The following is a 20,023-nucleotide window of genomic DNA, read 5'->3' on the forward strand; positions in this document are numbered from 1 at the left end:
AATTCGAAATAGACTTTTTAAATTTTTATCCATTAATAGTTTATAAAACAAAATTTATGAATAAAGGAGAGAATGGCAGAGATTGTTTCGGATTGGAAAGTGATGAATAGATTAAAAGTTGGTCATACATTTCTACGTAAATGTATTTTTCTCGTCAGGCTGTTAGATATGAATTTAAATATAACTTATACATTGGGAGGAACATATGAAAAAAGATAACAGAAAAAAATTATTTAATATTGCAATCACAACAACTTTGGCGACTGGTGCGGTTATCGCTGCAGCGCCGGGGGTTTCAAATGCCGCAGCAACGTTTAAAGACGTTAACGGAAACACTATGCACTATTCAGCTATTACAGATTTAGCGAGTCGTGGCATTATCAACGGTTATCCGGATGGTACATTCAAACCGAAATCACCGGTACAACGCAATCATACGGCATCCATTCTAGCAAACTTATTGAGACTGAATACAGTGAATGTCACAAACCCTGGTTTTAAAGATGTAACCCCCAACTATCCATATTATGGTGCAATCGCAGCTCTTAAGAAAGCAGGCATCGTGAATGGTTATAAAGATGGTACGTATGGAAATAACAAACCATTAACGCGTGGCGAGATGGCCACCCTCATTGTAAGAGCGTTTGATTTGGCAGGAGCAGCGGATACACCTTTCAAGGACATTGACGATAGCCCGTATAAAGAAGCGATTCAAATTTTATATGCCAATAATGTGGCGAAAGGTACATCTTCCACAACATTCAACCCAAAAGCATTAGTAACGCGTGGCGAATTTGCCTCATTCGTTGTAAGGGCTGAAGCGGCAAGAGTTGTACCGGTGATACCTTCACCTCAAGAGCCGACACCAACAGTACCAACAGAACCAACAAAGCCAACTGAACCTACTGCTGAAGAAGTAAAAGCACAATTTGTAGGAAAGTTAACAGATGATATTAATAAAATAAACGAGTCCGATACAATACAATTTTTGTCTGCTACAGTGCCTGTTTTGACTGATGATCAATATCATATTGATATTAAAATTGAAAATCCGGAGGTAACTGTACCGGAAATGGTAAGTAATAAAGACAAACTTTTACCATTCTTAACTGATAATTTGAACCTGCTTTCAGAAATACAAATTGGTGATGGCGCTAAAATTAAAATCACTCAAGATAATCGAGACGAAGTTTTAGCCTCTTTAGTTGAAGAGATGAATTTTGATTTCTTAAATGGAACATTAGGTGATTTAGAAGGAAAAGAAATTGAGTTAGCCCTTTGGATAGAAGATGGTGGAAATTTGCCGCTAGAGTTTGATCTGGATTTCCAAAAATAATAAAGAGATTTCAAATATGTCATTATCAGCGATATGCAGTAATCATTGCAGCACAGTATATTCCCCAGAGCTTCAGGTTTTGGGGAATATCTTTGAAAAGGATATTTTGACTACAATTAATCTTGAAGGGGTTAAAACACTTTATGAAAAAGAAGCGTAAAAAAAAGCGGATGAAAAAATGGTTGCGATCAATTTTAATTGTTGCTTTTCTCCTGGTGGCGATTGTCGGTGGCTATGCACTTTATGAATTTAAGTTTAAAACTTATGACGTAGCGGATGAAAAGGTGGATGAAATTATTGAAGATAATTATGTCATCGAGCTTCCGGATGGAACTGAACTTACCCTTGGCCGTGATGGAGAAATCGTGAAGGAGACTTCAAAACAAGTAGTATCCAACAATGAGGAAAATGTAAATTCAACTGAGACTCTTTCCAGCAAACCAAATAATATATCGAATAATGAAGATAAGACAGCAATTTCTGCTTCTACCCCAAAAGAGAATAAGGAAAGCAACGAGACAAGTGCTGAAACAATAGAGAGTAAAAAACCGACTGTAAAATCGATTAAAGAAAAATATCGACCAGCATTGGAGGCTTTACAATCACAAGCTTCTTCACGCATAAACAACCTTATCGGTAATGCCAAGTCGGAGTATATAGAAAAAAAAGCAAATGGCGGGAGTATTAGCCCTGGATACTTCTATCACAAATATATGGCGGCAGCCAATAGTCTCGAAGCAAGTACAGACGCAGCATTCAATAGTTTGATTAAAATTATTGAAAATGATTTAGCGAAAAATGGTTATGACAGATCCCATGCCCAAAGTTTTCGTGATGAATATGCAGCATCAAAGGAAGAACTTCGCAGTAATCTATTATCTCAAGTAAAAAGTGCATTATAGGAAAATTAAAGTAGCCCAATTCCTACTATTTCAGGTTGGGAGCATACTATTGAACTTTTTGGCGAACAAAAGTCTGTAATAATTAAAATGGAAACTACAATAGAATCTATGTTTATGAGGAGGGATGAGTCTCCAATAAATAATCTTAGTAGATTATGTATGCTCATAAAATTAAAACTAAAGTCGGTATTGAATTAAGGAGAGGAACCTGTGGAGGAAACGATTAGCTTACAAGAATTATTTATAATTATGCGCAAACGGTTTATGCAAATTGCTATCTTTGCAATTATTGGTGCTTTGACAGCTGGAATCATAAGTTTCTTCTTACTGACTCCAGTCTACCAGGCATCAACGCAAATATTAGTTAATAAACAAGTACATGAGCAACAGACAATTGAATCCCAAGATATTCAGACAAATCTACAATTGATCAATACATATAATGTGATTATAAAGAGTCCCGCTATTTTATCGAAAGTCATTGAAATTCTGGATTTAAATTTAAATTCAGCACAGTTGACAGATAAAATCTCGGTTGCAAGCCAAAATGATTCCCAAGTGGTCAATGTAACAGTTCAGGATGATAATCCGGCAATAGCGGTGGAAATTGCCAATACAACAGCTGAAGTGTTCCAGCAGGAAATCCCAATTTTGATGAATGTAGATAATGTTAATATTCTTTCTCCGGCAGTTTTGAGTGATAATCCAACTCCCGTAAAACCAAATAAATTATTGAATATTGCTGTCGGAACTGTCGTTGGGCTCATGATTGGATTAGGATTGGCATTTTTGATGGAATATTTCGATACAACAATTAAGTCGGAAGAAGATGTGGAAGAAATTCTGGGGCTACCGATTATAGGTCTTGTAAGCCCGATACCAGAAGAATTATCGACTACATTTGACTTGACGAGAAAAGGAAAGGGGGATCCACATGTTAAAACGGAAAAGGAAAAAGTCCAACACTATGTCTAGAAAAATTGTTGCTGCGACACATCCAAAGTCAATTAATGCTGAACAATATAGGACAATCAGGACGAATATCAATTTTTCAATGCCCGACCAGGAATTGAGAACACTCTTAGTTACATCTGCATCTCCAGCGGAAGGTAAATCGACAACAGCGTCCAACATTTCTGTAGTATTTGCACAAGAAGGGAAAAAGGTGCTTTTGATTGATGCCGACATGCGAAAGCCTACATCGCATCATACTTTCAAACTGACCAACATGTATGGCTTGTCAACTGTTTTAACAAGACAAGGTGAAGTGGAAGAGGCGATTCAGAAAACCGATGTGGAAAATCTATGGGTAATGACAAGTGGGCCGATTCCGCCAAATCCCGCCGAATTATTAGCATCGAAGAATATGGATTTTCTATACTCCCGCTTGCAGGAAGATTTCGATTTACTTGTGTTTGACACACCTCCTATTTTATCGGTATCGGATGCGCAAATCGTTTCAAACAAAGTGGACGGTACAGTTTTGGTTATTAATACGGGGCAATCCGAAAAGGAAAGCTCCTTAAAGGCAAAAGAACTGTTGTTGTCTGCTAAGGCCAATATACTCGGCGTTATTTTAAATAATTTTAATCTCGAGAAAAATCAATATTACTACCAATATTATGGTGAAGGGTAAAGACATTTAAAACCTTTATTATTGGCTTATATAGGAAGGAGGATGCCATGATGATCGATATGCACAGTCACATCTTATGGAAAGTGGACGATGGCCCATCGACAAAAGAAGAATCTCTCGCACTGCTTGAACAGGCGGCAAAAGAAGGGATTACCGATGTGATTTCAACTTCCCATAGCCAGCACCCTCAATATGATGCAGATTACGGTGTAGTTCTTGAGAAAATCACGGAATTACAGAAAGAACTGAACAGGCGGCAAATCCCTATAGTGTTGCATAGCGGACATGAAGTTCGTCTAACCGAAAAACTAGTTACGGCCATTCAGGAAGGAAGAATTCATTTGCTGGCTGATTCCAAATATCTTTTATTGGAACTGCCTTCCAGCCATATCCCCAACTATACAAAGAAAATGATTCATGCACTACTAATGGAAGGCATTACACCGATTATTGCACATCCGGAACGCAATAAAGGGGTAGCGGAAAAACCGGAAAGATTGGAACGTTTGATCCGTGAAGGCGCACTTGCCCAAATTACAGCTGGCAGTTTAGCTGGTCATTTTGGAAAATCCGTACAGCAATTATCATTGAATTTGGTGCGTGCCAACCTAGTTCATACATATGGTTCGGACGTGCACAATCAAACGACAAGACCACTTCTTTTTGAAAGCGGACTTCGATTTTTGGAAAAAAAGAAAGAATTTGAAGCTATTGAAATGTTACTGCACAATAATAAAATGATTGTTGAAAAGAAATCATTTGTACTGTTTGAACCGGAAATAGTCCAACCGAGAAGGTGGTGGTCCTTATTATAGGTGTTTAGTTTTAGTTATAGCTATGTTCGAGAAAAATTAGTCTTTTAAGTCGGAATGAGAAACCCCGAATAATAAGTGTTGAAATGGTTTTAACAATTTTGGATTATCAAATAGGAATCGAATATATAGGTGAAAAGAGGGAAGAAAATGAATTATAAACAACGATATGCAGTATTCGTCATAGTAGATTCGCTTATAGTTCTCTCGGCAATTTTCTTTTGTTATTGGGTTCTTTATCCAACCTTTAATACTTATTCAAATAAATTAATTCTTATTTCGGCAGTGACATTATTATTAAGCCATCACATTGCTGCACACTTTTTTCACTTATATGATCGGATATGGAGTGTGGCTTCCGTCCGTGAATTATTAACAATTTTCTATTCGGTAACGATTTCAATTACTTCAGCAAGTTCCGTACAATTTATCGTAAATGGGGATATTTACGTTCGTTTGATGTTAATTACATGGTTAGTCCACATAGTATTGATTGGTGGTTCCAGGTTTATCCTTAGAATTGCGCATGATCGAACAACCATTAAAGCAGTGGGGGAATCAAAGAGTGTACTGATTGTTGGAGCTGGACAAGCTGGAACCATGCTGGCGAGGAGCATCAATAATAGCTCGAATCGTGAGTACAGTGCGGTAGGGTTTGTGGATGATGATCCAACAAAGCAACAATTAACATTGATGAATCTTAAAGTCTTGGGAACAACTGAAGATATCCCAAGACTTGTGGAAGAAAAAAATATCGATGAAATTATATTAGCGATTCCATCACTAGGAAAGTTCGCAATACAGCATATATACGAAAAATGCTCCAAAACAAAGGCGATAGTGAAAATTATGCCTAAAGTAGAGGATGTTTTAACTTGTAAAGTGTCTGTAAAAGATATGCATGATGTCAGAATTGAAGATTTGCTGGGTCGTGAAGAAGTAAAGCTGGATATGTTTTCTATATCCAATAAATTAACAGACAAAGTAATTTTAGTGACGGGTGCAGGGGGCAGCATTGGATCCGAGATTTGCAGGCAGGTAATGAAGTTTTCACCAAAACAATTACTATTACTGGGTCATGGTGAAAATTCAATATATAGTATTCATTTGGAATTAATGGAGAATTATCAAGAAACCTCCACGCAGTTTATACCAATCATTGCGGATATACGTGATCGAAACCGTATTTTTGAGATAGTAAAATCATACCGACCGGATGTTATTTATCATGCAGCTGCACATAAACACGTTCCGCTAATGGAATATAATCCATGGGAAGCTGTTAAAAACAATGTTTTCGGTACAAAAAATGTCGCTGATGCGGCCCATGAATATGGAGTGTCAAATTTTGTCCTTATATCAACGGATAAAGCCGTGAATCCGCCTAACGTAATGGGGTCAACGAAACGAATTGCTGAAATGATTATTCAAAATCTTTCGACAATAAGTAAAACAAACTTTGCAGCAGTGAGATTTGGCAACGTTTTGGGGTCTCGAGGAAGTGTTGTTCCACGCTTTAAAGCCCAAATTGCAGCAGGTGGGCCTGTAACTGTCACTCATCCAGAGATGACGAGATATTTTATGACGATTCCCGAGGCTGCACGGCTGGTTTTGCAAGCTGGCACACTGGCGCGCGGTGGTGAGGTATTCGTGTTGGACATGGGTGAGCCGGTGAAAATAGTGGATCTAGCTAAAAACTTAATTCGCCTTTCCGGCTTTACAGAAGACGAAATCAAAATTGAATTCACAGGTATCCGCCCAGGAGAAAAAATGTACGAAGAATTACTCAAGCCTGAAGAAATTCAAAAACGCCATGTTTACCCCAAGATTCATGTAGGCAAAGCACATGCTTTGGATACCGACTCTCTACATCAGTTACTCATGAAATTGCAGTCACTGGAAGTACATGAAATTAAAGAGGAAGTTGTTAAAGTAGCAAATGGGAGAAGGACTGTACCACGGAAGAAATACCCGACTTCCAACTTTGTTGAATCCTATGATGTGTCTTAGTTGTATGCAAGTTGCCGGGCAATCTTATATAGTAAGTAACTTTTTAAGTATCAATAGATCATTAAATAATTAATAAGAAAAGTAGAGAAGTTACCGTTTATATACTATCCATCAATAAAATAGATAAGTAAAGAAGGTAGAAGAATGAATTTTGCAATCATAGGATGCGGGTTTATTGCAAAGAAACATGCAGAAGCCATTAGGAATATACCGGGTGCTAATCTTGTAGCAGTTTGCGATCGACAGCCAGAGCTAATGCTGCCATATATCGAAAATGACAGTGCAGAAGCGTTTGTAGAAATAGAAGAATTGCTAAAAGTTGAAAGTATTGATGTAGTAAACATTTGTACACCTAGCGGAAGTCACGCGGCTATTGCCGAACTGGCAGCTAACAGTGGAAAACATATTATAGTAGAAAAGCCTATTGCAATGACAATTGAACAAACAATTCGAATAATAGAAGCTGCAAATAGAAATAACGTAAAACTTGCAGTAGTTCATCCTAATCGTTTTAGGCCAGTTGCAATGAAGCTTAGGGAAATGATTGATAATAATCTTCTGGGAAAGATTAGCCATGCATTATGTATTGTCAATTGGAACCGTGGACAAGAGTATTATGACCAATCTCCCTGGCGCGGAACGAAGGAACATGATGGTGGCGTACTAATGAACCAAGCCATTCATAACTTAGACTTATTACTTTGGTATTTAGGAAATCCTATTGAAGTAATGAGTATGGAAGCAACACGTTTAAGAAACATTGAAGCCGAAGATGTTTCAACCGGGATTATTAAATTTGAGACAGGAGTACTTGCGACTGTTCAAGCTTCGACAACTGTTTATCCAAAAAACTATGAAGAATCCATAACTATTTTTGGGGAAAAGGGTACCGTTAAAATTGGTGGTGCAAATGCCCTCAATTTTGAACATCTGGCTTTGGAAAATATGAACGATAGTGAAATTTTGCAAATAAAAGAAGCGATTGAAAAGGAGCCGTGGGGAACACCAGGACACCAGAAAATTATTGAAGATATGATTGTAGCAATTAGAGAAGACAGAAAACCTGCTGTGACTGGGGAAGACGGAAAAAAAGCGCTTTCCCTAGTAGAAGCATTTTACAAATCTGCTAAAAGCAAAAAACTATTAAAACTACAATAAAGGACTGATCGAATTGGTGCAAATCTTCAACAAATCAACGAGTAAAACACTTATTGAAAAACTGGAAACTAAAACAGCCACTATTGGAGTGGTGGGGTTAGGATACGTAGGTTTACCTCTTGCCGTTGAAAAAGCAAAGGCGGGCTTTAATGTAATCGGATTTGATGTACAGCCGGAAAAAGTTAAAATGGTAAATAATGGGGAAAATTATATTGGTGATGTGATTTCAAAAGATTTAAAAGAGTTAGTGAAATCCGGAAAATTGCGTGCCACTTCCGACTATTGTTTTATAAAAGATGTTGATGCAATTGCTATTTGTGTACCCACTCCATTGGACATTTATAAACAGCCAAATATGAAGTATGTCGAAAGTTCGACAAAAGCTATAGCAAAAAACATAACGGAAGGCACATTAGTGGTTTTGGAAAGTACAACCTATCCAGGTACAACAGAAGAATTAATCAAACCTATCCTTGAAGAAAAAGGATTTGTGATTGGTGAAAATATTTTCCTGGCATATTCTCCAGAGCGAGTAGATCCAGGCAATAAAAATTTCAATACAAAAAATACACCAAAAGTAGTTGGAGGAGTAACAGCTAACTGCACAAAAGTTGCTGCAACCATGTACCGTTCAGTATTAGAAGGGGATATCCATGAAGTTTCGAGCCCTGCCATTGCTGAAATGGAAAAGTTGCTAGAAAATACTTTCCGAAATATTAACATCGGTTTAGCGAATGAGATGGCCATTCTATGTAACAAAATGGGCATTGATGTATGGGAAGTAATTGATGCTGCATCGACAAAACCATATGGGTTTATGCCGTTTTATCCAGGACCGGGTTTAGGTGGGCACTGTATACCGATAGATCCGTGGTATTTAACATGGAAAGCCCGTGAATATAATTATCACACCAAACTTATTGAGACTGCAGGTGAAATTAATGACAGCATGCCTGACTTTGTAGTTCAGCGTTGTATGGAAATATTGAATGAACAAGGGAAGTCATTGAAAGAGTCAAAAATTTTGATACTCGGTGTGGCTTATAAAAAAGATATTGATGATTACCGTGAATCACCAGTATTACCTATTCTGGATAAGTTAACTAAATTTGGTGCAAAGTGGGCAGTGGTTGATCCTTTTATAAGCAAATTTAAATTGAACGATGAATTTGTTGAAACAGTCGAAGCAACTGATGAGAAGTTAAAAACATCAGACCTCGTATTGATTGCAACAAACCACAGCAATTTTAATTATGAGAGGATTATTGGTAATTCAAAAGCAGTTTTAGATACCCGGAATGTTTTGAATGGAAAGAGTAAAACACGAAGCCATTGCTATAAGTTATAACTATGAATCTTAAAAGTGTTTCGAAGAACATCTCGATATTAATGACAGGTACAGTAATTTCGCAAATAATTCCAATAGCCATGTCTCCTATTTTAACAAGATTATATACTCCAGCGGAATTTGGAGTACTAGCTGTATTTACTTCCCTTGCATCATTTTTTGCAATTTTCGCCAATTTACGTCTGGATGTGGCGATCATGTCTGCAAGTAATAAAAAAGAAATGTTAATACTTAGAAATATAAGTTTAATCGTAACTGCACTTCTAACTTTAATTATATGTTTGATACTAATTGTATTTGCAGACTTATTTAAAGAGATGTTTAAGGAGGTAAATTATAGTTTAATACTTGTTTTCGTACCTCTATTTGTATTGTTATTTGGAACCTTGCAACTACTCACCTATGTCGCTAATAGTAAAGGTCAGTATAGTTTAATTTCTAAAAGTAAAGTAGATAAAAATCTAAGTATGGTGATCATCCAAATCATACTAGGTATGAATAAAATCGGAGTAGTAGGCTTAGTGTTAGGAACGGTCGCCAGTTTTATCCCGCCGTTAGGAAGGTTAGGCAAAGGGACGATTAAGGAAAATAGGAATAGAAAAATTAACAAGTCGGAGTATGTTGCTACCCTAAAAAAATATAAGAAATTCCCCTTGATATCAGCCGGAACTGCAGCTATGAATAAATTTGCAACAGAGTCACCTGTGTTGATAATGAATAGATTTATAGATCAAAGTTCTGTAGGGTATTTTGATTTAGCGAGACGGACAATTTTGCAGCCGTTAAGTTTTATCTCTGCTTCTATTTCGCAAGTATATTTAAAGCAGATAACCGAAGAGAGTGATTATAGGGAAAATATTAAACTTACAGCCATTATTTTAGCAGGACTGTCTTTTGTTGCTGTACTAGTAGCAACGATTATTCTCTTGTGGGGAGAAGTGATTTTTGCTTTTGTATTTGGTGACGAATGGAGAATTGTAGGGGAATATTCCAAAATCCTTGTATTTCCGTTTCTAATGCGATTTATTGTATCTCCATTAAGCGTGGTATTTCTAAAACCGGAAAACATTATAATGGGTGGGGTGTGGCAATTTTTATACCTTGTCACAAGCTTAACGGTAGCATTAGTATTCTTGCCTGCTGGATTTATGACTTATATAAAAGTCTTTGCAATTTCTGAAATATGTATCTATTTAATTTATCTAGTAATGATATTGTTTGCATTAAGGAAAATTGGCAGAAAAAGTGAGGTAAGCACGTAATCAAAGATTGTTCTTTTAGCAATTTGTTTACTTCATATTCCATAATGTTTCGGTTATTAGCATTCTCTATACATTCTAATAGAGAAATGAAAATACCTATGAGTTCCTAAAGTAAATAAGTATTATTTTCAGCACGTAAATAAAAATTTTCATTAGATCAGGAAAATGAAGGAGGTTTAAATGAAAGTTTGCCACTTGACATCCGTGCATCCACATAACGATACAAGAATTTTTGTAAAAGAATGCTGCACACTAGCGGAAAATGGTTTTAGCGTAACGTTGATTGCACCAGGTGCGCCAGATGAGAGTATAAAAGGGGTACATTTGATTGGTGTAGATAAAGTCAAAGGTAATAGGGTAAAACGCATGACACAAACAACTAAAGCAGTATATGAAAAGGCGCTTGCTGTGGATGCGGATATCTATCATTTTCATGATCCGGAATTAATACCTGTTGGGTTAAAGCTTAAGAGAAAAGGCAAAATCATTATTTATGATGTGCATGAAGATGTTCCCAGACAAATTCTCAGCAAGAACTGGATACCTAAACTTTTCAGGACACCTATTGCTAAATTTTTCGAAAGGTATGAAAGTGATGCATCCCGAAAATTCGATGCAATCGTAACAGCCACGATGCATATCGAAGATCGGTTTAAAAACTATAACAAAGAAACGTACAATATTAACAATTTTCCCTCCCTAAAAGAGATGGATTTTAAGATTGGTACCCCACCCAAGAAAGAAGCTGTTTGTTATGTTGGCGGCATTACAAAAGTGAGAGGGGCTTTTGAAATGACCGAAATGTTGGGGATTGTAAATCAAAAAAGAAATCTAAGATTAAAATTAGCGGGTCCGATTGATCAAAAAATCACTCCGGAATTAACAAATCACAAGAATTGGTCATATGTAGACTATAAGGGTGTACTAGATAGAAAGGGAGTAAAAGAAGTTTTAACTTCTAGCAAGATTGGCTTAGTAACGCTTCATCCCATAATAAATTATTTAGACGCACTTCCAGTGAAAATGTTTGAGTATATGGCAGCGGGGATACCAGTTATTGCCTCGGATTTCCCACTGTGGCGAGAAATTGTCGGGAAAGCCAATTGCGGTGTTTTAGTTGATCCGTTGAATCCGACTCACATTGCGGAAGCTGTAGAGAGTTTATTGAAGGATGAACAAAGGGCCAAAACCATGGGTGAAAATGGTCGGCATGCGGTGGAACAAGAGTACAACTGGGAAAAAGAAGGTCAGAAGTTAGTGAAATTATATCAGTCATTCCAATGATGTACTCCAGTATGCTGGGAAGGGAAATATAACACATAAGCTTGTAAACCTTATTTTATCAGAGGTAAAAAGCGCTGTATCTGAGCAGTTTTCGAAAGGAGTGTTTTCAAATGATAAAAGGGAGTAACGTTATTATTGATGAAAGTGTGGTGCTGGGGAAGAATGTCCAGCTTGGCAATAATGTTGTCATTTATCCGGGCACAACAATTGGAAATAACGTAATTATTCAGGATAATGCGGTCATTGGAAAACAACCTACCCGCGCAAAAGCCTCAATATTGCCTGATGTTAAAAGTCTTCCCCCAACAGTCATTGGAAATGGGGTTACTATCGGAACATCAGCCATCATTTACGCAAATGCCAAAATTGAAGATGATGTATTTATCGCCGATTTGGCAACTGTTCGAGAACGGGTAACTATTGGCGAAAAAACAATTATAGGTCGTGGTGTAGCCGTGGAAAATGATTGTACCATAGGAATTCGTTGCAAACTTGAAACAAACTGCTACATTACAGCCTATTCTGAAGTAGGAGATTATGCATTTATAGCTCCATGTGTCGTAACTACAAATGATAATTATATGGCAAGGAGTAAGGAAAGGTTTGACAAGTTTAAAGGTGTTACCGTAAAAACTGGTGGTCGAATTGGTGCGAATTCTACTATCTTACCTGGAAAAATAATTCATGAAGACGGTGTAGTAGCAGCAGGAAGTCTTGTTTCAAAAGATGTGGAATCTGAAACAATTGTCTTAGGCAACCCTGCACGGAAATTCGATAAAGTACCTGAAAATCAATTGTTAAAAAACCAACAAAATTAGGTGGATTATGAATATATGGTTATTAAATCACTATGCTGTTTCTCCAAACAGCACTGGGGGAACTAGACATTTCGATCTAGCGGAACAATTGGTGAAAAAAGGACATATAGTTACGATATTTGCCTCCTCTTTTAATCATTTTAATAGAAAAGAAACGCAAACTTATAAGTCTCGTAATTTTTACAAGACAGAAGTAATCAACGGTGTAAGATTTGTTTGGTTTAAAACCCCTCAGTATAAAAATACATTGGAGAGATTGCTCAATATAAGTTGCTTTGGGTTATTTTTACAAAAAAGTTTGAAATATTTCTTAACATTAGAAAGGCCTGACTTAATTATTGGTTCAAGTGTTCATCCTTTAACTGCATTGATAGGTTTGAAATTTGCTAAAAAAAATAACATAAAATTTTACTTTGAGGAAAGGGATTTATGGCCGCAGACTTTTGTTGACTTTGGATTGATAAAACCTACTAACCCTCTTGCAAAAATATTATACAAAATCGAAAAAAATCTATATTTACAGTCAGACAAGATTATTTTCTTATTTGAAAATGCTTATCTTTATGCACAAAGTAAAGGGGCAAATATCGAAAAAATTATATATTTGCCAAATGGTTTCAATCCAAACAGGAATATAAATAATCAAAGGTTAGATTCAGGCTTAGAGAAGATTTTTAAACGTTTAGATGGAAAAAAGATATGTACTTATATAGGAAGCATGAATCTTTCCAATAATCTTGAATCAATAGTTGAGTTAGCTAAAATTATGAGAAATGAAGAAAATTATCATTTCTTATTAATAGGCAACGGAAATACAAAAAAAGCTTTAATTGAACTGGTGAAAACCGACTCATTAAATAATATAACGATATATGACTCTGTGCCCAAATCATCGGTACCCGCGATTCTAAAAAAGTCACACTTTGGATTTATTTCGATAAAAAGCTCGCCATTATACAAGTGGGGGATGAGTATGAATAAATTATACGACTATCTATCCGAAGGACTGCCTATTATTTGTTATACGGATATGGAGGATTTAGGTGAAATAGAAAAATCTAGGGCATTTTACAAATCATCTGATATTTATGAGTTGAAAGATTTTCTTTTAACCATAGACAATTTTAACTCTCAATTTGTAAAAGAATTCGCCTACAAACATTATTCCTGGGATATCCTTTCCGACAAGTTAATCGAGGTAATGGAAAATGATAAAAAGAATGATTGATATAATCTTAAGTTTCTTGGCTTTACTGGTTCTAGCACCAATAATCCTACTGGTTGCAGTACTAGTTAGAAAAAAGCTGGGTTCACCCATAATTTTTAAACAACTAAGGCCTGGTAGGAATGGAGAGATATTTCAACTTTATAAGTTTCGTACAATGACTGATGAGAAGGATGAGGATGGTGAACTCCTTCCAGATACAGTTCGTTTAACTAATTTTGGGCAACTTCTGCGGAAACTAAGTTTAGATGAACTTCCTCAACTGTGGAATATCCTTAAAGGTGATATGAGTTTTGTGGGACCACGCCCGCTATTAGTTGAATATTTACCACTTTATAACGAACGCCAAGCACGGCGACATGATGTTCGACCGGGAATCACTGGGTGGGCCCAAGTGAATGGGCGGAATGCGATTTCGTGGGAGCAGAAGTTTGAGTACGATGTTTGGTATGTGCAAAACCAATCTTTGTTCCTAGATTTCAAAATTTTGTTTTTAACGTTCAAAAAAGTACTTCAATCGGAAGGTATAAATCAACCGGGTCAAGCAACAAACGAAAAATTCAAAGGTAGTGGGGCTGAATGGAAATCATTTTAGTTGGGGACAGTGGACACGCCAAGGTGATTCGAGATTGTGTGGAATCCAATGGATGTAAAGTTGTGGCCATTGTTGATGATAAGTATGAGCAGATCTTTTCAGATAAGGATAAGGAAGTACTTAAGGGGCCAATTGATGGATTTGTTCACGAATTAATAAAGAAGAATAATAGAAAACTAGTCATTTCAATCGGTGATAATGAAACTCGTAGGATGATTGTAAAGAGACTTGCTTTACCAGAAGATTGCTATTCGACCATAATACATACCTGCACTTCTATTAGCAGTACTGCAAAAATAGGTGTTGGGACTGTTATTATGCCTGGTGCTGTTATAAATGCGGATACACAGATTGGCAATCATTGTATTGTTAATACCCATACAGTAATTGAACATGATTGTATCATTGAAGACTTTGTTCACCTTTCACCAAGTTGCACATTGACTGGTGGGGTAAAGCTTGAAAAAGGTGTTCACCTAGGAGCAGGTAGTACAGTCATTCCGCTAAAAGAAATTTCGGAATGGACAATCGTAGGGGCAGGTTCAGTCGTTATCGATAATCTCCCTCCTAATTGTACGGCTGTTGGTATACCAGCTAAACCGATTAAATTTCGTGAATTACAATAAAAAGTGTGAGAGAAGGCTTAATATGGTCGAACGAATTCTATTATCCTCCCCTCATATGGGTGGACTTGAGCAGAGTTTTATTCAAGAAGCTTTTGAGACTAATTGGATTGCTCCACTTGGAGCGAATGTAAACGCGTTTGAAAGGGAGCTTGCATCCTACGTTGGCATAAAAGCGGGTTCAGCAACAAGTTCTGGTACTGCTGCCATTCATCTCGCTCTTGATTTACTAGGTGTTCGGGCAGGCGATATCGTATTTTGTTCTACCCTGACTTTTATAGCTAGTGCCAACCCCATTTTATACCTTGGTGCAAAACCAGTTTTCATCGATTCTGAAGAGAGTACTTGGAATATGTCTCCTGAAGCTTTGAAGCTCGCCTTCAAAGATGCAAAAGCAAGTGGACAACTTCCAAAAGCAGTCATCATCGTCAATTTATATGGTCAAAGTGCCCGAATGGCGGAACTAATGGACATATGTAATTCGTACGGTGTTCCTGTTGTTGAAGATGCAGCAGAATCATTGGGTTCTACATACAGAGGAAAGAAAAGTGGAACATTTGGAAAGTTTGGCATTTATTCTTTCAACGGTAATAAAATTATCACTACTTCCGGAGGGGGTATGCTCATGTCGGATGACATAGATTTAATTGAAAAGTCCCGTTTTTTGGCTACACAAGCAAGGGATGCAGCCAAGCATTATCAACATAGTGTTATTGGTTACAATTATCGAATGAGCAATATTGTAGCGGGTATTGGACGTGGTCAATTAAAAGTCTTAAATGAAAGAGTATCTCAAAAGAGAGCTATCTTCCAAAGATATGCTGAGGCATTCTCACATCTCGATGGAATCGAGATGATGCCGGAACTAGACGGTACATTTTCAAATCGTTGGTTGTCAACAATGACTTTAGATCCTATGAAAATACTAATCACACCCAATGAGCTAATCGATGTTTTGGATGAAGCAAACATTGAAGCTCGTCCGGTCTGGAAGCCGCTTCATATGCAACCCTTGTTTTCAGGCTCTAAATTTTTTCCGCATGATGAAAAAGATATCGTAAGTGAACGATTATTTGCTAGAGGCATTTGTTTGCCTTCCGATACAAAAATGACGGAAGAACAACAACAACGAGTTATAGATTTAATCATCCACAAGGTTAAACCCATATTAATCAAATAGGACGTGTGAATAATGGAATTTAGAGATTTAAAAATACAATATGAAAAATATAAAGATGAAATCGATTCCGCCATTCAAAATGTAATTTCGGAGACTCAATTCATTGGTGGTAAAATCGTTTCGGATTTAGAAAGACAATTGGCTGAATATGTAGGAGTGAAACATTGTATTACTTGTGCAAATGGTACTGAGGCTTTGTCATTAGTTTTGATGGGTTGGGGAATTGGGAAAGGAGATGCGGTTTTTGTCCCTGATTTTACTTTCTTTTCAACGGGCGAGGTGGTTTCCTTTGTAGGGGCGACTCCAGTTTTTGTAGATGTTGAACGTGATACTTTTAATATTGATGTGGTCAAATTAGAAAGTGCAATTCAAGCGACAATCGAGGAAGGAAAATTAACACCAAAGGTTATTATTCCGGTTGATTTATTTGGTTTACCGGCAAATTATTTAGAAATCGAAAAGATTGCAAAGAAATACAACCTTTTAGTTTTGGAAGATGGAGCGCAAGGATTTGGTGGCAGCATCAACGGTAAAAGAGCGTGTAGTTTTGGGGATGCTGCCACAACTTCATTTTTCCCAGCCAAGCCATTGGGGTGCTACGGTGACGGTGGAGCGATCTTTACAAATGATGATATCTTGGCTAAGTTATTAAACTCTCTAAAAGTACATGGCAAAGGCGAAAATAAGTACGACAATATTAGAATTGGTGTAAATTCGAGGTTGGATACGATTCAAGCAGCAATATTAAAAGTGAAATTTAAAGCTTTTATTGAACATGAAGTTGAAGATGTTAATAGAGTCTATAGATTATATAACGAAAAATTGAGTGGTATAGTCGAGACTCCAGTAATACCGCATGGTTATTATTCAAGTTTTGCACAATACACCTTGAAGTTGAAAAGTAGAGAACAACGAGATGGGCTACAATCATTTCTTAAAGAAAATGGGATTCCAAGCATGATTTATTATGTGAAGCCTATGCATAGTCAAAAAGCATTCGAGGATTTAAACATTGATGAAAGTAATTTTGAAGTAACAAATGAGCTATGTGAAATTGTTTTATCTCTACCAATGCATCCGTATTTAAAAGATCATGAGATAGACCTGGTGAGCAGCATGGTAAAGAAATATATTATGGCTACTTAGGGCGTTCATCTAGAAAATATGAACAGAGGGGAAGTTTTTTGATGATTATATATATGGAACAACCCTTATATGCTCAATACTGCAATAGTAATAAACCTCTAAAGGAAATGAAACTAATATAGGAGATTAAAGAGTAATGGTGAGTGAATTGTACAAAATGGGGGATTATTTTAAATGTTTCCTACGTAAAACAGAAGGTGAAAATTAGTTACTATGCATAATTAGATGTTAACTAGTTGTCCAACTTTCAACAAATCCTTTCACTTAAAAACTATGAATCTATTATGGTAACAAAACAGGAGCTTATTACTTATGAAATTATTTAAGCATCTCCTGAGCGGAGAAGTATGGTTCGTTTTATTTTTATTCTCAGGCGCATTTAAAGAAAGTTTGAACTTACAGATAGATATTGCCATAGTATTTTTTATCTTGACATTTTTTTCGGTGGTATTTCGATTTGCGAAGAATCCTACTGTTACCAAATATTCTATTACACCTTTAGTGTTCTTCGTTTTTCTGATTTGTATTGTCATTATTAGTTATTTATATACTTTAGGTACGCTTAATGCCGATGAAAAAATTATTAAATTTTTAGTATTAACTGTACCTTCTTTTTTGTTTCCTTTGATTCTTATTAGGGACAAGGAGAGTTTGATTAAATTTTTGTCTACAATAGCAATCTTATCTGTTGCGCTTTCCATAATTTCGTTACCCATGATTTTTCAAAAGGGTTCGGAACTTGGATTTGTAGGTTTCAACGGTGGAAACTATCAAGGTTTAGCTAGAATAAACGGTATAGGGTTAATTATTCTTTTCATTTTTGGTTTATTTAGGGCAAAATCTAAATTAAGACAAACGCTTTACGTAGTGGCCAGTCTAATTGTTTCTTTTTCTTTGCTAGGCACTGGAAGTCGAATGCCTTTATTAGCGTTTGCTATTGTTTTAATTTACTTCGTTTTTTCTTCCATTAGGATCGAAAGGGGTAAAATCCTATACAGAAAAGAATTAAAATTCGCCTTGATTATAGCTCCTGTTCTTATATTAATATTGATCATTTTAGGTAAAGATGGTTATTTTAATTCGATTCTTTATAGATTTGAAGTGCTATTCTCAAATGAAGGTGGTGAATCGACAGAAGCAAGGATGGAGAGGTTTATAACCGCTTTTGAAATTTGGGGGGATTACCCCATATTTGGAGGTGGAATCGGAAGTTTCGGAATGCTATACCATGGCTATGAGTATTCTGATTACCCGCACAATATCTTTTTGGAGTTTTTATCGGAACAAGGCTTAATTGGGTTTATGGTTTTTTGTCTCCTTTTTTTGCTCGTTATATATAGAGGCCTAATTATTTACCGGAAAAAGCAAAAAGAAATGGATACCGTTCAATTGGTGCTAGTTTGTTGTTTTGTATATTATTTTTTTAACGCATTGGTTAGCGGAGATATAAACGGAAATAGAATGCTTTTCACTCTTCTGGCTATAATTGCTGTATCGCCGTATCTTAATAAGTCAATTGAAAGTCATAAAAGCATAGGACTTACTGGTTCGAAAGCACAACATAAAAGCCAAAAGTCTACGTCGTAAACAGTGCCAGGTTTATATAGCCAACCTGGTAGATCAACAACGGTTAAGCGTTATACTGCTTCACGCAACCTATGTATCCTCAATTATAAATCGTACTGAAGATGGTACAGCCATATAACGAGGGATCCAATAAGATATTCAGATCTTGAATGTTATTTCCTCAGAAGTAGAATCAATTGCTAGGTAGATTGAGTAAAATGAATCATTTGTCTTGGTGAATTGGTCTAAGCAATAATCCCTATGGAAATAGAAAAGCAATAAAATGTTAAAGAGTCGATTTGAAAAATATTTTTTTCGAATCGATTTTTTAGTTTTTACAATGATTAACGGGAAAAGGGAACATTTCAATAGGAATATATCGTTAAAGGAGTAGTGGTTTTTAAGCGTAGTACAAAAACAATTATCGAAAAGTGATAAAGGAAAACAGTTAACGGCAGTTTTTCATGAGAATTAACCGATTGTCGTTTAAAGTTGAGGATGATCTATGAAACTTAAAACTAGGACAAATTTTATTTTATTGATTGTTGTCTCCATTTTCATCTGTTTATTTTTCGCCAAGGATTATTTGGTTGTCAATGAAGAACCGACAAAATCGGATGTCATCATCGTGTTAAGTGGAGCGCCCGGAAGGCTGGAAAAGGCGGCGAGCCTATATCATGAAGGATATGCCGAAAAAGTAATGCTCACCACTTCGAGAGCTTCTGGACTGACAAAGGAAAATGCGCTGGCGCTTGGCATCAGTGATGAGGCGGTAATACTGGAAGAGGAAGCAACCAGCACGTATACCAATGCCTTATATGCAAGAGAAACGATGGAAAAGTCGGGCCTGGATTCCGCCATCGTTGTGACCTCGGATTATCATACGAGAAGGTCCAAATTATCGTTCGACCGTGTTTTTAGCGATTCAAGAATAGAATATTCAATTGTTGCCTCTCCGACTGACGGAGAATTAGGTGGGTTTTCAAATCAAATGGCATTCAAAGAATATTTTAAATTAGTTGGATACATCTTCGGATTTTATCGATGGATTGATCTTTAAATGAAAATCAAATACCGCAAAAAATTCCACTGAACTAATCGGTTTGATTGGGGAAGTTTGTG

18 protein-coding genes are annotated in these 20,023 nt (G+C 36.5%); all 18 read left to right on the forward strand.

The genetic code is table 11. The annotated features are described in order from the left end of the window. The first annotated feature begins 205 nt into the window (after positions 1-205). Entirely contained in the window at positions 206-1,336 is a 1,131-nt protein-coding gene (locus CD33_RS19605; RefSeq protein ID WP_052130319.1) for an S-layer homology domain-containing protein, read from the forward strand. Positions 1,337-1,479: 143 nt separating this feature from the next. Then, entirely contained in the window at positions 1,480-2,238 is a 759-nt protein-coding gene (locus CD33_RS17515; protein ID WP_036203182.1) for a hypothetical protein, read from the forward strand. 210 nt (positions 2,239-2,448) lie between these two features. Then, positions 2,449-3,213, forward strand: coding sequence for a YveK family protein (locus tag CD33_RS17520; RefSeq protein WP_052130320.1), 765 nt, complete (start codon positions 2,449-2,451; stop codon positions 3,211-3,213). Next, complete coding sequence (locus CD33_RS17525; RefSeq protein ID WP_036203185.1) at positions 3,173-3,874, forward strand: CpsD/CapB family tyrosine-protein kinase; 702 nt, start codon at positions 3,173-3,175, stop codon at positions 3,872-3,874. Before CD33_RS17520 ends, CD33_RS17525 begins: the two co-directional genes overlap by 41 nt. 47 nt (positions 3,875-3,921) lie before the next feature. Further along, positions 3,922-4,689 (forward strand): tyrosine-protein phosphatase, encoded by a 768-nt coding sequence (locus CD33_RS17530; protein ID WP_235863135.1) that lies wholly within the window; start codon positions 3,922-3,924, stop codon positions 4,687-4,689. 147 nt (positions 4,690-4,836) lie between these two features. Then, entirely contained in the window at positions 4,837-6,696 is a 1,860-nt protein-coding gene (locus CD33_RS17535) for a polysaccharide biosynthesis protein (protein ID WP_036203190.1), read from the forward strand. A gap of 144 nt (positions 6,697-6,840) precedes the next feature. Beyond that, a complete protein-coding gene (locus CD33_RS17540; protein ID WP_036203192.1) occupies positions 6,841-7,854 on the forward strand; it encodes a Gfo/Idh/MocA family protein in 1,014 nt (337 codons plus the stop codon). A 13-nt stretch (positions 7,855-7,867) separates the two neighbouring features. After that, positions 7,868-9,202 carry a nucleotide sugar dehydrogenase gene (locus tag CD33_RS17545; RefSeq protein ID WP_373906709.1) on the forward strand — a complete coding sequence of 445 codons (1,335 nt, stop codon included), beginning with the start codon at positions 7,868-7,870 and terminating at the stop codon, positions 9,200-9,202. Positions 9,203-9,204: 2 nt separating this feature from the next. Then, complete coding sequence (locus tag CD33_RS17550) at positions 9,205-10,464, forward strand: lipopolysaccharide biosynthesis protein (RefSeq protein WP_036203194.1); 1,260 nt, start codon at positions 9,205-9,207, stop codon at positions 10,462-10,464. A gap of 180 nt (positions 10,465-10,644) precedes the next feature. After that, positions 10,645-11,748, forward strand: a complete 1,104-nt coding sequence (locus CD33_RS17555; RefSeq protein WP_036203197.1) for a glycosyltransferase family 4 protein — start codon at positions 10,645-10,647, stop codon at positions 11,746-11,748. Between the two features lie 110 nt (positions 11,749-11,858). Next, positions 11,859-12,566, forward strand: coding sequence for an acyltransferase (locus tag CD33_RS17560; RefSeq protein WP_036203198.1), 708 nt, complete (start codon positions 11,859-11,861; stop codon positions 12,564-12,566). A 7-nt stretch (positions 12,567-12,573) separates the two neighbouring features. Further along, positions 12,574-13,794 (forward strand): glycosyltransferase family 4 protein, encoded by a 1,221-nt coding sequence (locus CD33_RS17565; RefSeq protein WP_036203200.1) that lies wholly within the window; start codon positions 12,574-12,576, stop codon positions 13,792-13,794. Next, complete coding sequence (locus CD33_RS17570; RefSeq protein ID WP_036203203.1) at positions 13,775-14,386, forward strand: sugar transferase; 612 nt, start codon at positions 13,775-13,777, stop codon at positions 14,384-14,386. The genes CD33_RS17565 and CD33_RS17570 overlap by 20 nt, the downstream gene beginning before the upstream one ends. Next, positions 14,371-15,012 (forward strand): acetyltransferase, encoded by a 642-nt coding sequence (locus CD33_RS17575; RefSeq protein ID WP_036203205.1) that lies wholly within the window; start codon positions 14,371-14,373, stop codon positions 15,010-15,012. Before CD33_RS17570 ends, CD33_RS17575 begins: the two co-directional genes overlap by 16 nt. A 22-nt stretch (positions 15,013-15,034) precedes the next feature. Next, complete coding sequence (locus CD33_RS17580; protein WP_036203208.1) at positions 15,035-16,189, forward strand: DegT/DnrJ/EryC1/StrS family aminotransferase; 1,155 nt, start codon at positions 15,035-15,037, stop codon at positions 16,187-16,189. Between the two features lie 12 nt (positions 16,190-16,201). After that, positions 16,202-17,335 carry a DegT/DnrJ/EryC1/StrS family aminotransferase gene (locus tag CD33_RS17585; RefSeq protein WP_036203210.1) on the forward strand — a complete coding sequence of 378 codons (1,134 nt, stop codon included), beginning with the start codon at positions 16,202-16,204 and terminating at the stop codon, positions 17,333-17,335. A 312-nt stretch (positions 17,336-17,647) separates the two neighbouring features. Next, positions 17,648-18,922: an O-antigen ligase family protein gene (locus tag CD33_RS17590; RefSeq protein WP_036203212.1), complete on the forward strand. Its 1,275-nt coding sequence runs from the start codon at positions 17,648-17,650 to the stop codon at positions 18,920-18,922. A 484-nt stretch (positions 18,923-19,406) separates the two neighbouring features. Next, entirely contained in the window at positions 19,407-19,961 is a 555-nt protein-coding gene (locus CD33_RS17595) for a YdcF family protein (RefSeq protein WP_036203214.1), read from the forward strand. Positions 19,962-20,023 lie beyond the last annotated feature (62 nt).

The organism is Ureibacillus sinduriensis BLB-1 = JCM 15800 (assembly GCF_000772955.1).
GTDB classification, from domain to species: Bacteria; Bacillota; Bacilli; order Bacillales_A; family Planococcaceae; genus Ureibacillus; species Ureibacillus sinduriensis.

Bases quoted from the DNA above. Each gene is read 5' to 3' on its own strand.
- CD33_RS17555 (WP_036203197.1), top strand. From the start codon at position 10,645: ATGAAAGTTTGCCACTTGACATCCGTGCATCCACATAACGATACAAGA.
- CD33_RS17575 (WP_036203205.1), top strand. From the start codon at position 14,371: ATGGAAATCATTTTAGTTGGGGACAGTGGACACGCCAAGGTGATTCGA.
- CD33_RS19605 (WP_052130319.1), top strand. From the start codon at position 206: ATGAAAAAAGATAACAGAAAAAAATTATTTAATATTGCAATCACAACA.
- CD33_RS17525 (WP_036203185.1), top strand. From the start codon at position 3,173: ATGTTAAAACGGAAAAGGAAAAAGTCCAACACTATGTCTAGAAAAATT.
- CD33_RS17530 (WP_235863135.1), top strand. From the start codon at position 3,922: ATGATGATCGATATGCACAGTCACATCTTATGGAAAGTGGACGATGGC.
- CD33_RS17595 (WP_036203214.1), top strand. From the start codon at position 19,407: ATGAAACTTAAAACTAGGACAAATTTTATTTTATTGATTGTTGTCTCC.
- CD33_RS17515 (WP_036203182.1), top strand. From the start codon at position 1,480: ATGAAAAAGAAGCGTAAAAAAAAGCGGATGAAAAAATGGTTGCGATCA.
- CD33_RS17580 (WP_036203208.1), top strand. From the start codon at position 15,035: ATGGTCGAACGAATTCTATTATCCTCCCCTCATATGGGTGGACTTGAG.
- CD33_RS17585 (WP_036203210.1), top strand. From the start codon at position 16,202: ATGGAATTTAGAGATTTAAAAATACAATATGAAAAATATAAAGATGAA.
- CD33_RS17540 (WP_036203192.1), top strand. From the start codon at position 6,841: ATGAATTTTGCAATCATAGGATGCGGGTTTATTGCAAAGAAACATGCA.
- CD33_RS17535 (WP_036203190.1), top strand. From the start codon at position 4,837: ATGAATTATAAACAACGATATGCAGTATTCGTCATAGTAGATTCGCTT.
- CD33_RS17570 (WP_036203203.1), top strand. From the start codon at position 13,775: ATGATAAAAAGAATGATTGATATAATCTTAAGTTTCTTGGCTTTACTG.
- CD33_RS17550 (WP_036203194.1), top strand. From the start codon at position 9,205: ATGAATCTTAAAAGTGTTTCGAAGAACATCTCGATATTAATGACAGGT.
- CD33_RS17560 (WP_036203198.1), top strand. From the start codon at position 11,859: ATGATAAAAGGGAGTAACGTTATTATTGATGAAAGTGTGGTGCTGGGG.
- CD33_RS17565 (WP_036203200.1), top strand. From the start codon at position 12,574: ATGAATATATGGTTATTAAATCACTATGCTGTTTCTCCAAACAGCACT.
- CD33_RS17590 (WP_036203212.1), top strand. From the start codon at position 17,648: ATGAAATTATTTAAGCATCTCCTGAGCGGAGAAGTATGGTTCGTTTTA.